The organism is Williamsia sp. Y853 (assembly GCF_056786495.1).
Window position 1 is genome coordinate 663,150 of the sequence record NZ_JBXCJC010000001.1, and the last position, 13,888, is coordinate 677,037.

General features: G+C 63.7%; 14 protein-coding genes. 6 read left to right on the top strand and 8 right to left on the bottom strand.

Going from position 1 to position 13,888, the window contains the following annotated elements:
• Positions 1-3 precede the first annotated feature (3 nt).
• The 3 genes from AC1TPF_RS03290 to trxB form a co-directional block, all read right to left on the bottom strand.
• Entirely contained in the window at positions 4-1,182 is a 1,179-nt protein-coding gene (locus AC1TPF_RS03290; RefSeq protein WP_482136530.1) for an N-acetylmuramoyl-L-alanine amidase, read from the bottom strand.
• A 182-nt stretch (positions 1,183-1,364) separates the two neighbouring features.
• Entirely contained in the window at positions 1,365-1,697 is a 333-nt protein-coding gene (gene trxA, locus AC1TPF_RS03295; RefSeq protein ID WP_482136529.1) for a thioredoxin, read from the bottom strand.
• A gap of 67 nt (positions 1,698-1,764) precedes the next feature.
• A complete protein-coding gene (trxB, locus tag AC1TPF_RS03300; RefSeq protein WP_482136528.1) occupies positions 1,765-2,766 on the bottom strand; it encodes a thioredoxin-disulfide reductase in 1,002 nt (333 codons plus the stop codon).
• Positions 2,767-2,892: 126 nt separating this feature from the next.
• Here trxB and AC1TPF_RS03305 point away from each other — a divergent pair, with 126 nt between their 5' ends.
• On the top strand, positions 2,893-3,798 hold the full coding sequence (locus AC1TPF_RS03305) for a phosphatase PAP2 family protein (protein ID WP_482136527.1): 906 nt from the start codon (positions 2,893-2,895) through the stop codon (positions 3,796-3,798).
• Between the two features lie 712 nt (positions 3,799-4,510).
• Here AC1TPF_RS03305 and AC1TPF_RS03310 read toward each other — a convergent pair.
• Positions 4,511-5,077: a mismatch-specific DNA-glycosylase gene (locus tag AC1TPF_RS03310; RefSeq protein ID WP_482136526.1), complete on the bottom strand. Its 567-nt coding sequence runs from the start codon at positions 5,075-5,077 to the stop codon at positions 4,511-4,513.
• Between the two features lie 4 nt (positions 5,078-5,081).
• Positions 5,082-6,587: an MFS transporter gene (locus tag AC1TPF_RS03315; RefSeq protein ID WP_482142619.1), complete on the bottom strand. Its 1,506-nt coding sequence runs from the start codon at positions 6,585-6,587 to the stop codon at positions 5,082-5,084.
• A gap of 97 nt (positions 6,588-6,684) precedes the next feature.
• Between AC1TPF_RS03315 and AC1TPF_RS03320 the strand changes: the two genes are divergently transcribed.
• Entirely contained in the window at positions 6,685-7,419 is a 735-nt protein-coding gene (locus tag AC1TPF_RS03320; RefSeq protein ID WP_482142620.1) for a TetR/AcrR family transcriptional regulator, read from the top strand.
• Here AC1TPF_RS03320 and sigM read toward each other — a convergent pair.
• A complete protein-coding gene (gene sigM, locus AC1TPF_RS03325) occupies positions 7,414-8,004 on the bottom strand; it encodes an RNA polymerase sigma factor SigM (RefSeq protein ID WP_482142621.1) in 591 nt (196 codons plus the stop codon). The two genes, AC1TPF_RS03320 and sigM, sit on opposite strands and share 6 nt — an antisense overlap.
• Positions 8,005-8,239: 235 nt before the next feature.
• Between sigM and AC1TPF_RS03330 the strand changes: the two genes are divergently transcribed.
• The 3 genes from AC1TPF_RS03330 to AC1TPF_RS03340 all read left to right on the top strand — a co-directional run bounded on the left by AC1TPF_RS03330 (position 8,240) and on the right by AC1TPF_RS03340 (position 11,143).
• Positions 8,240-8,683, top strand: a complete 444-nt coding sequence (locus AC1TPF_RS03330) for a flavin reductase family protein (RefSeq protein ID WP_482144011.1) — start codon at positions 8,240-8,242, stop codon at positions 8,681-8,683.
• The gene (locus tag AC1TPF_RS03335) at positions 8,680-9,408 is read left to right on the top strand and encodes a pyrimidine reductase family protein (RefSeq protein ID WP_482136521.1); all 729 of its coding nucleotides are present in this window, start codon (positions 8,680-8,682) and stop codon (positions 9,406-9,408) included. Before AC1TPF_RS03330 ends, AC1TPF_RS03335 begins: the two co-directional genes overlap by 4 nt.
• A 241-nt stretch (positions 9,409-9,649) precedes the next feature.
• Positions 9,650-11,143, top strand: a complete 1,494-nt coding sequence (locus AC1TPF_RS03340) for a stealth family protein (RefSeq protein ID WP_482144013.1) — start codon at positions 9,650-9,652, stop codon at positions 11,141-11,143.
• A gap of 154 nt (positions 11,144-11,297) precedes the next feature.
• Here the strand turns inward: AC1TPF_RS03340 and AC1TPF_RS03345 are convergent, their stop codons facing one another.
• A complete protein-coding gene (locus AC1TPF_RS03345; RefSeq protein WP_482142623.1) occupies positions 11,298-12,209 on the bottom strand; it encodes a phosphodiesterase in 912 nt (303 codons plus the stop codon).
• A gap of 291 nt (positions 12,210-12,500) precedes the next feature.
• Here AC1TPF_RS03345 and AC1TPF_RS03350 point away from each other — a divergent pair, with 291 nt between their 5' ends.
• A complete protein-coding gene (locus tag AC1TPF_RS03350; RefSeq protein WP_482142625.1) occupies positions 12,501-12,965 on the top strand; it encodes an NUDIX hydrolase in 465 nt (154 codons plus the stop codon).
• Between the two features lie 49 nt (positions 12,966-13,014).
• Here the strand turns inward: AC1TPF_RS03350 and AC1TPF_RS03355 are convergent, their stop codons facing one another.
• Entirely contained in the window at positions 13,015-13,830 is an 816-nt protein-coding gene (locus AC1TPF_RS03355) for a helix-turn-helix domain-containing protein (protein ID WP_482136518.1), read from the bottom strand.
• Between the last annotated feature and the right edge of the window lie 58 nt (positions 13,831-13,888).

Below are 13,888 nucleotides of genomic sequence, written 5' to 3' on the forward strand. Positions count from 1 at the left end.
GGACTAGCGGGGAATCTGTTCCGACGCGAGCAATCCGGCGAACGTGTACGTGCCGGTGGGCTGGTCGTCGCGTTCCAACAGGTACAGGCGCTTGACCGCGACAAGAATTGCCTCGGCGATCGTGTCGCGTACTGCTGGATTGCTCAGTTCGGTGGCGTCGTGAAGATTGCTGATGTAGCCGATGTCCAACTGGACCGCGGGCATCCGGCTGCGGCGCAAAATATCCCAGGTACGTTCATGCGAGCGGCAGTCGCGCAGTTCGGTTCTGGCAACGATCTCGCGCTGGATGAAGCCCGAGAGGGAACGGCCGATCGTGGAGGTCGATCCATGCGAGGTTCCGAAGTGGAAGCACGCGACACCACTGGCCAGACTGTTCGGGTAGTGCGCACAGCGCAAGGCGATAAGTAGGTCGCCGCCAATCGAATTCGCGATCTCGGCGCGCTCTTTGTCCGACGGGTTCTGATCCTCGGCACGCGAGAGGAAGGTCTCCATGCCGGCTGCGATCATCCGGCCTTCGAGACGGCGCGCGAGATCCCAGAGGATCTCGGCTTCGATGGCCGATTCGGCGGGATCGGCACCGGGATGGTCACCACCGGAACCGGGATCGATGACAATGCGTTTGCCGGACAGCTGCGGTCCGAGACGACGGACGTGCTCCTCTTCGCGAATCGCGTGGGGAGAACCACCGGTGACGCGGGTTCCGAGCAGTTCCAGAGATCGCAGTGTCGCCGGTCCGCAGATGCCGTCGGCGCTCAGGCCGAACTCGCTCTGGTAGTTGCACAGCGCGGTGTAGGTGTCGCCACCGAAGTGGCCGTCGACCAGACCGGTGTAGTAACCGAGATTCTGCAGCCGGGATTGCAGTGTTGCCACATCGTCGCCATGCATGGGGGCAGACAACTGGTAAAACAGCACCCGGGCGCCGAGGCGGTAAGAAGCCTCATGAAGCGCGCCGAAGGTGGCCGGGCCGACGACTCCGTCGACGAGCAGTCCACGTTGCTGCTGAAATGCGCGAACGGCCTGATCGGTCTCGACATCGAAGACGGCTTCTGGCGGCGCCCAACCGTTTGTGTCGACAACCCGACCCAACAGGGGAACGGTGTCGGCCAGCAAACCCTGATTAGTCAGGATTGCCCGTATTTCGGCGACAGCGGATCCGTGATCCCCCAACCGGAACAACGGCATCGGAGTGGCCTTCCTTCTAGCAATAACACGGACTGACGACAATACGGACCTGATGAGCCGGGACACGAACTCGCTAGTCAGTGTCTCAGCAATCGGATGACAGAGCCAATACGGCCAGGCACCAGTCCGGAACCTTTAAGGTCACGCTTCTGATGTCTGGCCGTTGCCGCCCTGGGGCGATCTTACTTGCCGATTACCCCGTCGAGCTCGCGCAGCAGAGCTGCCTTGCCCTTGGCTCCGACGATGGTCTTGGTGGGCTTACCGTCTTCGAACAGAATCATGGTCGGGATCGACATGATCTGAAAGTCCCTGGCCACGTTGGGGTTCTGGTCCACGTCGAGCTTGGCGACGGTGATCTTCCCGGCATTCTCGCCGGCGATCTCCTCGAGGACCGGGGCGACCATCTTGCACGGTCCGCACCAGGTGGCCCAGAAGTCTACGAGGACCGGCTTGTCGGCTCCGAGTACCTGCTCCTTGAATGTGGCATCGGTGACGACCACGGTATTTGCTCCCATTGTGTTCTCCTTTTCACAGCTGCTTGCAGGCCGTTCAATTGAACGGATCCTGCGGTTGGTGGGTGGTTCAGGCCCCGGCGGCGGCCGATACTGCTCCGACGGCTTCCGGTACTTCGGGTTCGGTCGAATCTGCCTGATCGGCGAGCCAGCGCTCGGCGTCGATGGCCGCGGCGCAACCGGAACCGGCGGCGGTGATGGCCTGCTGATAGGTGTGATCAACCAGATCGCCGGACGCAAAGACTCCGGGCAGCGATGTGTAGGTCGTGCGACCGTCGACCAGGACATAACCGTCGGCATCGAGGTCGACCTGGCCCTTGACCAGTTCACTGCGGGGGTCGTGTCCGATGGCGACGAACATGCCGGTCACGTCGAGTTTCGAGGTCTCACCGGTGACGGTGTCGACCAGCTCGAGTCCGGCCACCGACGTCTCGCCGAGAACGCGCCCGATCGTTGTGTTGGTCACAAAGCGGATCTTGTCGTTCGCGCGGGCCCGGTCGAGCATGATCTTCGACGCTCGGAACTCTTCGCGACGGTGGATCACGGTGACGGAGCGTGCGAACTTGGTGAGGAAGGTGGCCTCCTCCATCGCAGAATCGCCACCGCCGATCACGGCGATGTCTTGGTCGCGGAAGAAGAAGCCGTCACAGGTCGCACAGGCCGAAACGCCACGTCCGAGCAGTTCTTGCTCGCCGGGGACGTCGAGGTAGCGGGCCGCTGCGCCCATGGCGAGGATGACTGCTTTGGCGCGATAGGTCTCGCCGCCGGCGTCGATCTCCTTGATGTCGCCGGTCAGGCGGACCGCGTCGACGTCCTCCATGCGCAGGTCAGCGCCGAAACGGATCGCCTGCTCACGCATTTCTTCCATCAACTCGGGGCCCTGGATGCCCTTCTGGAAGCCCGGGAAGTTCTCTACCTCAGTGGTGGTCATCAACGCGCCGCCGAACTGTGTGCCCTCGAATACAACGGGCGAGAGATCCGCGCGAGCTGCATAAACGGCTGCCGTGTAGCCGGCCGGACCTGATCCGATGATGATCACGTCGTAGACGGTGTCGGTACCTGCTGAGGTCATCGATGCTCCACTTTCTTTCACTGGGTGACAGCTTTATAAACATCAGCCTAAGGGCTTCTGTTCCCGGACACGGTCGTGACGCAGTGCCTGAGAGGACTCACAGGGTTTTGCGGCACCATGGAGCGCATGTATCGGTCGTCGCCACTTCGTGCATCCCGAGGACAGCTGTCGCTGTCGTCGGTGTTGTGGGTCGTATCGCTGACGGCCGCGATCGTCGCCGTCTATCTGGTCGCAGTACACACCGCGGTCGGTCAGCGGGCCGATCAACGGGCCTTCCTGTCCCTACGCGGGACCGGCGCCACCGCTGATCTCCCCCACATTGTCGGTCTGGGTTCGGTCACCGACCTGAGGCTGTGGGTGGTCTCGGCCGCGGCGATCATCGGATTGGGTCTGATGGCCCGTCGTCGGCTGAGTATTGTTGTGCTGCTTGTTCTTCCGGTTGTCGGGATCGTGCTCACACAGTTTCTGCGCGATGATCTGCTGACCCGCCCCGAGTTCGACGGGCTCGGATGGGTGACCAACACCTTCCCCAGTGGGCACGCCGCTGCCGCTGCGGGTTGTGTGGCCGCGATCGTCCGGGCCGCGCCACGTTCGATCGCGCCCGTCGCGGCGATCGCCGGCGTCGGGTGGCTGACCTTGGTATCCCAGGACCTGATGGTCTGGGGTTGGCACCGTCCCAGCGACCTCATCGGCTCGGTACTACTGGCGGCCGCACTCATGCACCTGGTGCCCGGATCGATCGCGCGAGGGCGGGGTCAAGGCGGCAATCGTCTGCTGGTCGGGGCGATCACGGCCCTGGTGGCTGCGGTCGGGCCGCTGGTGTGGGCTGTGGCCACCGGACATCTGGCTGTTGCCCCGGTCGGTCTGGTCGCTGCAGTGGCGATCGCCTCACTTGTCGCCGATGGTGGTGCGGCTGATGGTCGCCGGGTTACCCGTGGTGCAGTCGGTCCCGACAACCAGCGCGTCGAACGTCCCCATCGTGCCGGTGGACAGCAGGATCACCACGGCACGACTGCCGGCGTTGTCGATTGATCCGGACCCCAATATTTGGGTCGACGGTGGGATCTGATTGGCGAGTAGACACCGATCCTGCGCTACCCGGTCCACGAATCCCCCATTCTCGCTGCTGCCGAGGACACTGAGAAGTGTGGCTGTCGCCGGCGTGGTGGGGGTCAGGGTGGCGGTGGCGTCGGGTGCCGTGGCCACCGGTGCCCGGTCGGAGTCGAGGGAATCGGCGGTGAAGGCAAAGGTGGCCGCGACTGCGATCCCGACCACCGCGGCAGCTGCCGCGAGCGACGACGCGACGGCGCCGCGATGGCGCGAGAGCCAGGTGATCTGTGCACCGCCGCGGTCGGCCTCTGCGAGTGTCCTGAGCGTCTGATCGATCCGCTCCTGAGCGAACGGCGGGACCGGGATCGGTGAGGCGGGTAGTTCGGCCAATTGGGCGGTGGTGGCCTCGAGTGCCGCCCAGATGGCACCGGCGTCCGGATCGGCGAGTACCCGGGGTTTCAGCAGTTTCGCGAAGTCTTCGGGGTATACCCCTGCGTGCAGGTCAGCGATCACATCTATGGGGTAGGGCGGGTCGAGCAACTCACTGTGTGGGTGTACTCGGTTGCCGATACCGAACATCGTGCGGACCCCTGCTTCCCTCGTCATCTCGATGGCCAGTCATATCGATACTCAGCTAGGACGTCGTCGCGGCACGGTCGGTTCCCTCTGAATCAGAAGTTCGGTGGACCAGTTGTCATCGGACGATTCCCGCGGCCCTGGCCGGCTCGCGGTAGTCGGCGGCAAGTGAGTCGATGGTGGCATGGGCATTGAGTCCGCTGGGGTTGGGGACCACCCACACCGGGACACCCGCGATCGTGTGTTCCTGAAGGCCTGACGATGCCTTCCGCTCCCCGAATGCGCTGCGGTATGCCGTGATCCCGGCGACTGCAATCACCTTCGGGGACACTGTCCGGACAGTGTCCACCAACTGTTCGCCACCGGTCTGGAGTTCCTCGGGAGTCAGCTCATCCGCGCGGGCCGTTGCTCGACGCACCAGGTTGGTGATACCGATACCACTGTCCAACAACAGTTCCCGGTCTTCTTCGCGATATCCGTTCGATGCGTCGATCACCCGATCGACGATTCCGGCGCGGGCCAACGCGGGATAGAAGCGGTTGCCCGGACGTGCGAAATGCGCGCCGGTCGCAGCTGTCCACAATCCCGGATTGATCCCGACGAACAGCAGTCGGCACCCCGGACCGACGAGGTCGGGAATGACCGCATCTCGATACGACTCGAGTTCGGCGCGCGTGAAACCCATGTCCTCAGTAGACCGCAGCCCGGGCAGTCGCGGCGTCGGTGGGTCGACGGAGCAGGAGGATGGCGGCCAGTGCGGTGAGTACGAGAACGACCGCACCGACCACCGAGGCAACCACCAGACCGTTCACAAACGCGGTACGTGCTGCGGCCGCCAACTCGTCACCGGTTGCCGCAGATGATGTCCGGACTGCGGCGAGGGCACCGCCCAGACTCTCTCGCGCGGAGTTGTCCACGGGGTACGAGTAGTCGAATGTGTTGCGGTACACCATATTCACGACGCTGCCAAGGATCGCAATGCCCAGCGCACCTCCGAGTTCGGTGGTGGTCTCGAGCAGCCCGGCCACGGCACCAGCACGCTCCGCGGGCGCGACCCCGACCACGTAGTCGTAAACCATGGCACTGGTGGCGACCAGACCACCGGCCAGGAATGTCGCTCCGATCAGGCCGGCTATCAACGAGTCGGTTGTTGTGAACGTCGCCAGTATTGCGAAGCCACCACCGGCCACGAGTAGCCCGCCGATCATCACCGGCGGCCGACCGACCCGGGTGGCCAGGACCGCGGTCAATGGTGCGACAAAGGCGATTGCGACCGAGGGCAGCAGACTCCACAGCGCCGCGACCAGCGGTGACTGACCGAGGACCGACTGCAGATACTGCGTCACGATGATGGCGTTGCCGAGGATGCCGAACATGGCGATCATGTTGATCCAGATGGTCGTCGCGAAGCGCCGATCGGAAAATTGGGTCAGGTCGACCAGTGGCTCGGCCAGGTGCTGTTGACGGCGCACGAACATCAGGCCGCCGGCAACTCCCACAACCAGATAGGCGACGCGCACGGGACCCCAACCGTCGGATGCGAGCGTTTTGATGCCCTCGATGATCGGGAGGATGGTGACCAGTGCCAGGAGTGAGCTCATGATGTCGACCCGCCGCGTCCGGTCACCGGTGTCACCCGGGAGAAGGACCGGGGCCACCACGAGCAGCAGCACCATCACCGGAATGTTGATCAGGAACACTGATCCCCACCAGAAGTGTTCCAGCAGTACACCACTGATGATCGGGCCGACCGCAACCCCCCCGGTCATCACGGCGGTCCAGGTGGCGACGGCTTTCGCTCGCTGGGTGTCGTCGATGAAGATGTGCCGGACCAGGGCCAGCGTCGACGGCATCAGTGTGGCGCCGGAGACGGCAAGGAGCGCCCGGGCCCCGATGAGCATCTCGGCGCTGGTCGCATAGGCCGCGAGCAGCGAGGCAATGCTGAAGCCGATTGCCCCGATGAGCAGCAGGCGGCGATGTCCGACCCGGTCGGCAACCGCGCCCATGGTCAGGAGCAGGCCGGCCAGGACGAATCCGTAGATGTCGAAGATCCAGAGTTGTTGAGCCGGCGACGGATCGAGATCTGCGGAGATGAACGGTACAGCGAAGAACAGGACCGATACATCCATCGAGACGATGAGCATCGGGAGGCACAAGGCTGTGAGAGCGAGCCATGGTGAGCGGGTGGTGGGCATCCGGTATCCAAACTGTGTATGAAAGATACTGTTTAGGTGGTACACGGATAGTAGGCAGCTAACTGTGTAGATGGCAAGCAGTTAGTAGGATCACCTCATGACCACCGACGATCGACCGATGCCGCGTCATATGCAGCTCCTCTGGGGACAAGAGGTCCTCGGTCGTCGGGGTCCCAAGCCGTCGCTGTCCATCGGAGACATCGGAGCCGCGGCGGTGGCGCTGGCCGATGAGCGGGGCTGGGACTCGGTCTCGATGAAGGCGGTCGCCGAGACCCTCGGGCTCACCACGATGTCGCTGTACCGCTATGTCGATTCCCGGGAGGAACTGCAGCAGGTGATGCTCGACGTCGCCTACGGCCGCGCCGATCCCGCCTTGACCGCCACCGGAGACTGGCGTACCCGACTCGAGAGGTGGGCGCGCGAGATCGCAACGGTGCTGATATCCCGACCCTGGATCGTGACGGCGCCCATGCACACCGCGCCGATCACCCCAAATCTGTTGAGCTGGACCGAATGTGGACTCCAGGCCTTCGAAGAGACATCGATGTCGGGCCAACAGAAATTGTCGTCCCTTCTGCTCGTCGACGGATTTGTGCGCAATCATGTCCGCCAGTCCATCCAGTTGGGTGCGGTCACGGAGCACGGCGTCACCGCCGACGACGGTTCCTACGAGGAATCGATCGTGAAACTTGCTGCCCCCGAAGACTATCCGCACCTGGTGGCGGCGGTGACAGACGAGGCGAACACGCCCGGCGACTTCTATACCGAAGAACTCACCTTCGGTCTCGAGGTCATCTTTGCCGGCATCGAGGCCCGCATGGACAGTCTATGAGTTGGACTCTTCGGCGGTCTGCCGCAGATGCCCCAGTGTCACAGCAAGTTTGGCGCGTCCCCGCGCACAACGACTCTTGATCGTCCCGGTGGGCACACCCAGGAGCGCCGACGCCTCGGCCACCGAATATCCCTCGATGTCGACGGCCACGATGGCTGCTCGTTGATCCGCGGGCAGGGCGTCGAGAGCCCGGCCGATCGAGACCGACAGGTCGACGTCACCGTGCTGGTCGTGGGGATCTGCGAGCTCGGAGATGTCGAACTCCGGTAGCGGCACCGTCAGGCGCGACTTGTTGTGGCGAATCCGGTCGAGGCATGCGTTGACCACGATGCGGTGCATCCACGAGCTGACCTTGGCATCGGCGCGGAACCCGTGGGCCATCCGGTGCGCTTTGAGCAGCGCGTCTTGCAGAGCATCCGCCGCATCCTCGTCCGAATGCGAGGTCCGGCGCGCAACCGCCCACAAATGACCCTGCAACCGCGTGATCAGTATCCCGAACGCATCGGAGTCCCCCTCCACGTGAGCCGCAAGCAATTCCTCATCAGTCCGTGCATCATCCCCACAGACCTCCCCCCACTCGGCCATGGGTGGAGACTAATGGAGGCAAACGTTCCACGCGATGGCAGACGCAAAATCCGTATCCCCCCGCCGGCAGGCGAAATCTGTCCGTGAGGTTTGCGTTCTACTCCGTTGGAGACACTGAAAGCGGAACGTGTCCAAGAATGTTTGTGATTGTGTGACGAAGGATGAGCAAGTGGTGAGTGAACAGGCTTCCTCTGAACCCGCTTTCGAGCAGCTGGTGGACCAGTTGGATTATCCGATGTTTGTTGTGACGACCCGCGCGTCGGATCGGTTGGCGGGCTGTCTGGTGGGCTTTGCGAGCCAGGCCAGCATCAGTCCGTCTCGGTTTTTCGTTGGTGTGTCCAAGAGCAATCACACCTTTGGGGTGGTCCAGGACGCGGAGTACCTCGCCGTGCACGTCCTTGCCCGTAAGGACATCGACCTCGCGCGTCTGTTCGGTTCGGAGACCGGTGACGAAGTGGATAAGTTCAAACGATGCGATTGGCATGAAGGACCGCATGGCTTGCCCATCCTCGATGACGCCGCTGCGTGGTTCGTGGGCCGAATCATCCGGAGAATCGACGCCGGGGACCACGAAGGACTGCTGGTGGAACCGTTCGACGGTGCGACAACTCCCGCGGCTGCCCAGGAACTGGTGAGTTTCTCCGATGTCCGAGACCTCGAGCCGGGACACGACGCATGAGCGATTCAACGGTGCGGTTGTTGCCCTCCGGTGAGGTGGACACGATGGCGCTGGCCGTCGACTGGTACGGGGATCCGCCGGTGGGCGTCCGGGCGAACATGGTGACGAGCCTCGACGGGGAAGCGGCGTTCGACGGGCGGGTGCGTCAGATCTCGGGTGCCACCGACCAAGCGCTGCTGAAGGCCATGAGAATCTTCGCCGACGTGGTATTGGTCGGTGCCGGCACCGTGCGTGCAGAGAACTACGGGCCGGTGGTCCTGAAAGACGCCTACCAGCGGGCACGTGAACAGCGCGGGGCGATGACCGCACCGCCGATCGCGGTGGTCACCAATACCGGCGTCCTGCCCGAAACCTCACGATTGATAGGTGCCACTCCCCCACCGATCATCGTCACGACCACCCGTGCGCGCACCAGGGCGCAGGATTGCGGCGCCGACGTCATCGCTGTCGGCGACGAGACCGTCGATCTTTCGGAGGCAGTCGCGGCGCTGAAAGACCGTGGGCTGAAACACATTCTGTGCGAGGGCGGTCCGACATTGCTGGACGCACTGGTCGTCGCAGACCTGGTCGACGAATTGTGTTTGACGGTGGCACCGAAGTTCGCCGGGCTCCAAGAAAGCACCGCTCGGGCGCGCCCGGCGAGTCGACTCGTCGAGCCGCGGGGCCTCACCCTCGCGCACGCCCTTGCACATGACGATTTTTTGTTCCTCAGATACGTTCGCTGACCTGGTGGGCCGTCCACGCAATCGGGCATGGAGATCGGCATTCGGGCTGCGGCCGGAGACGATCTACACTGTTGAGATTCCGGGGAACACTCGGCCGTATGCCGTCCCCGGAAGGAATGACATCACTTCATCCCCAGCCCCCCATGAGATCTACCTCGTCCCTCCCGAGCCAGAGATCCCGGAGTCAGTCGTCCGGGAGTCGGCTGCGTCGGTGGCCCGCCTGCGGGAGCAGCCGAATGTCGTGGGCTTCGAAGGCCGGTACGCGCTCGCCATCTCGTCGACCACTCCGCAAGAGGCGATGGTCGAGGATCTGCTGTTCATCCGTGGTGTCCTCGACGCAGCCGAGATCGCATACCTCCTGGTTCGCGGCAATGACGAACGACCGGTGATCGCGATCGCGTGGCCGGAGCGTGCCGCCTTCAAGGCAGCAATGGTCGCAGCCTGCGAGCGAGAACCGTTCTACTCGAAAACCGTTGATGCAGAACGGGGTAAGGCAGTACTGGTGGGCGACGGGAAGCTGTCGCTATCCCCGAAGGCAAGAATCTTCCGGCTCTATCGACCGCGCGTCGAACCGAAGAGTGGGCTGCACTACGGCGCTGCGACGGCCGTGCAGATAGAGCTGTGGTCCTTCGACGACACCGAGATCACCCTGCCGATCGAGAACTCGCTGACCCGGCGGACCATCCCGACGGACGAAGCCGTCCGCGGGACCGTCGAGCGCTACGGTCTGACCTGGCCCACCATCGAGAACATGTTCGCCGGGCATGCCTCCGACGTCAATTTCGACATCGACATCGTCTTCTCCTGGGTCGACGGGTCATCGGCCGAGTTCCAGGCTCAGCGGGCCAAGCGTATGCAGAATTACATTGTCGGAGAAGGGGATGCGTCGGCAGCGCGATACCGGCAGATCGACGAACTGAAGTACGCGTTGCGGTCGATCCACATGTACGCGCCCTGGATTCGCCGCATCTTCGTCGCCACCGACTCCCCGCGTCCGGCGTGGCTTGCCGACGATCCTCGGGTGACCTTCGTTCCGAGCGAGGAGTTCTTCGTCGACACGTCGGTTCTGCCGACGCACAACTCCCAGGCCGTCGAGAGCCAGCTCCACCACATCCCGGGGTTGTCCGAGCATTTCCTGTACTCCAACGACGACATGTTCTTCGGACGTCCGGTCGGACCGCAGGCGTTCTTCTCCTCGGGCGGGGTGAGCATGTTCATCGAGGCGACCACGCGGATCGGACTCGGATACAGCGACGCCGACCGCAGTGGTTTCGAGAACGCCGCCAGGGTCAACCGCCGACTGCTGCAGAACCGATTCGGACTGATGACGACGCGGCACCTCGAACATGCGGCAACTCCGTTGCGCAAGAGCGTGTTACAGGAGATGGAAAAAGAATTCCCCGAGGAGTTCGCCGCCACCGCCGCCAGCGCTTTCCGCACCAGTAGCAACATCTCGGTGACCAATTCGCTGTACCACTACTACGCGCTCATGACCGGTCGCGCGGTGGTACAGAAAGACGCCAAGGTCAAGTACATCGACACGACCGCCGTTGCGGGACTCAAGGCCATGGAGAAGATGCTGCCACGGCGGGCCGTCGACTTCTTCTGTCTCAACGACGGCAGCACCCCCGAGGTCGATCTGGAACTTCGCACCCAGACGGTGATCGGCTTCCTCGACCGCTACTTCCCCATCGCCGCACCGTGGGAGACGGCGGTAGAGGCGGCGTCGGACTAGTGCCCCGAGTCAAAAGTTCTTTTGCAGTCTCCGTCGTTCGATCGGCGCCTGGCAGCGTTGTCGTCGGTCGGTATAGCTCCGCTATGCCTTCCTCCGCCTTGCCAGCCACCCATCGCTCCACCGGATACAAGCAAGAAACTTTCGACTCGCGACACTAGTTCCGGCTGACCGGGCTCCGCCGGCTGCTCTCGGCGATGCGGATATTGGCCGCGGCCAGGCGGCGCGCGGTCTCATCAGGTGAAACATATTCGCCCACAGTCGCATACGTGCCGATGGGTACGGCCGAATGGACCACGGTGGAGTCATAGACGTGGATGAGGTTGTAACCCTGCCCCCCGTCGCGGCCGCGCATCGCCCCGGCCGGCACGTTGAGATCCTGGTTGTAGCAGGTGGCGGCGGCCACGGAGACCGGTATCCCGGCGAAGGTCGCGGTGGTCGAATAGTGCAGGTGCCCGGCGATGATGGATCGGACGTCGCTGCCCTGCAACACATCTGCGAGTCGGTGCTGATCGCGTAGTTCTACGAGTACAGCGAGGTCGAGCACACACGGCACGGGTGGGTGGTGCATCGCAAGAATGGTGCCGTGTTCGGCAGGTGTCGCCAACAGGTCTGTGAGCCAATGGAGTTGAGCGTCGGTCACCTCGCCGTGATGCAGGCCGGGGACGGTCGAGTCCAGGGTGATGATCCGTAGGCCGCCGATATCGTGCACGCTGTCGATGGTGCCGGTGTCCGGTGCCGCGTCGAGCAGCTTCACCCGGAAGGTGGCGCGATCGTCGTGATTGCCCATCGCCCAGATGAGCTCGGCGCCGAGCCGGTCGGCGACGGGTTCGACCATGCCGCGCAGTGTCTCATAGGCGCGTGGATCGCCTTTGTCGGTCAGGTCACCGGTGAAGACCAGCGCGTCGATCTCGACACCGGACCCGGTGAGTTCCACCAAGATCTGGCGTAACCGCGACTTGCTGTCCACACCGCCGTACAGATCGCCGTCACCGTCGATCAGATGGGTGTCGCTGATGTGCACTATGCAGTGATTCGGCCTGGGATATTCGGCCGTTCGAGCCACCATCAACGCACTCGCTTCCGATCGGCCCTGCGCTGCTGCGGTTGTGTCGGGCGGACGCCCGGGCTGACAACCGTCACCAACACACACTAGCGAAACACATTGAGAAACCCCGAACGCGGACATCGGCAGGCCGGCAGATGAACATCTGCGGTGTATTCCGGAGAGGCGTCTGTGGCCGGTGCCTGCCGGCACGGTCGGTTTCCGCGCGGGTGGTTCGCAGCGAGATCCTGGGGCTGAGCTCAGTGCGCCCGCATCGGTTCTGGCAGGCTGGTGAACGCCGGAAGGGGGTGGACGATGGGAGCGACTGGACGTCGTCGACAGGCCGCGAGGATGATCCTGATCGACGAGGCAGGCCGAACCCTCCTGTTCCGCGGTATCGACCCTGGTAACGCCGCCGCCGACCCCTGGTGGTTCACGCCGGGTGGCGGACGTGAGGGTGACGAGTCCGACGAGCAGACCGCCCGGCGGGAGGTTCTGGAGGAAACGGGTCTCTTGGTCGGGGAGATTTCTGGCCCGATCTTCCACCGCGAGTTCGACATCGTCTTCGTCGGCGAGGCCATCCATCAGGTGGAGGTGTACTTCGCCGCGCATGTCCGGTCGTTCGAGCCGCAGTCGGCCGGCTGGACGGATCTCGAGCGTCGTTCGATCCTCGCCCACCGCTGGTGGTTCCCGGCCGACATCGAAGCGAGTGCCGAAACGATCTACCCGACCAACCTCGCCGAACTTGTTCGCGAGCACACGCCCGGGCATCGCCGATGAGTACTGGTCCCCCGTCGATGAGCCGGTCGGAGCGGTGAAACCGGTGCGCCTACAGCGCATTCCCTCTTTCCAGATCCGTGTCGCCGTACAGACGCGTCAGCATCAGAGCGGTTTTCTTGTCGGTGGGCAGGAAGGCTTCGAGTTCGATCTCGTCGAGCGTGACGTCCGTGGTGTTGGCGAATGTCATCCGAGTTGTGACGAGTGAGGCGACGCCTTCGTCCGTGTCGAGCAGCAGCGGCGCAATCGCGCCGCTGAGCCGGTCTGAGCCGGACCCCCGGGGTAGGTACGACCGCAGTTCGGCGGCGAGCTGCCAGAGTTCGGGATCGTCGTGAGCGTGCGCGCGTTGCTCGAATGCCTCCACGACATGAGGTGCCCAGTCGGCAAAATTGCGGATGCGGCGGGCCAGACCATCTGGGTGCAGCGCGAGACGGAAGAGGTTGGCGGGCTCCTCCAGCAGGTGTGATGCGGCTCCATCAGTGAGCAGTTGCAGTGCGTCGTTGCTTGCGACGGCGGTGCCGGGATGGCGGAGTAGGACCGCAGGGTAGGGCAGGTACCCGTCGAGCACGGTGCGAAGTACGCCGAGAATCGGCTCGAGAGCAGGACTGTCGAGTGGCGTGAGGGAATACTCGGGCGCGAAGCCTGCCTTCGCCAGAAGCGCATTGCGTTCACGCAGCCCGAGTTGCAGGGCGTGTGCGAGTCGGGTGGTGATGTCGCGTCCGGGAACTGAGCGGCCGCTTTCGAGGAAGCTGAGGTGCCGCTGTGTTGTGTCGGCCTTGACCGCCAGGTCGAGCTGGCTCAGCCGCCGAGCATTGCGCCACCGTCGAAGCGATGATCCGAAGTCCAGAGCCGTCGTCGTACTGGTCACGCGGTCAAGTGGATCACGCGACGTGATTCCTTGTAGGGAATTGAGTTCATGCCCTGAT

What these genes read in the sequence shown, in the direction of transcription:
- AC1TPF_RS03290 (WP_482136530.1), bottom strand. Translation starts at nt 1,182, where the DNA reads ATGCCGTTGTTCCGGTTGGGGGATCACGGATCCGCTGTCGCCGAAATA.
- trxA (WP_482136529.1), bottom strand. Translation starts at nt 1,697, where the DNA reads ATGGGAGCAAATACCGTGGTCGTCACCGATGCCACATTCAAGGAGCAG.
- trxB (WP_482136528.1), bottom strand. Translation starts at nt 2,766, where the DNA reads ATGACCTCAGCAGGTACCGACACCGTCTACGACGTGATCATCATCGGA.
- AC1TPF_RS03305 (WP_482136527.1), top strand. Translation starts at nt 2,893, where the DNA reads ATGTATCGGTCGTCGCCACTTCGTGCATCCCGAGGACAGCTGTCGCTG.
- AC1TPF_RS03310 (WP_482136526.1), bottom strand. Translation starts at nt 5,077, where the DNA reads ATGGGTTTCACGCGCGCCGAACTCGAGTCGTATCGAGATGCGGTCATT.
- AC1TPF_RS03315 (WP_482142619.1), bottom strand. Translation starts at nt 6,587, where the DNA reads ATGCCCACCACCCGCTCACCATGGCTCGCTCTCACAGCCTTGTGCCTC.
- AC1TPF_RS03320 (WP_482142620.1), top strand. Translation starts at nt 6,685, where the DNA reads ATGACCACCGACGATCGACCGATGCCGCGTCATATGCAGCTCCTCTGG.
- sigM (WP_482142621.1), bottom strand. Translation starts at nt 8,004, where the DNA reads ATGGCCGAGTGGGGGGAGGTCTGTGGGGATGATGCACGGACTGATGAG.
- AC1TPF_RS03330 (WP_482144011.1), top strand. Translation starts at nt 8,240, where the DNA reads ATGTTTGTTGTGACGACCCGCGCGTCGGATCGGTTGGCGGGCTGTCTG.
- AC1TPF_RS03335 (WP_482136521.1), top strand. Translation starts at nt 8,680, where the DNA reads ATGAGCGATTCAACGGTGCGGTTGTTGCCCTCCGGTGAGGTGGACACG.
- AC1TPF_RS03345 (WP_482142623.1), bottom strand. Translation starts at nt 12,209, where the DNA reads ATGGTGGCTCGAACGGCCGAATATCCCAGGCCGAATCACTGCATAGTG.
- AC1TPF_RS03350 (WP_482142625.1), top strand. Translation starts at nt 12,501, where the DNA reads ATGGGAGCGACTGGACGTCGTCGACAGGCCGCGAGGATGATCCTGATC.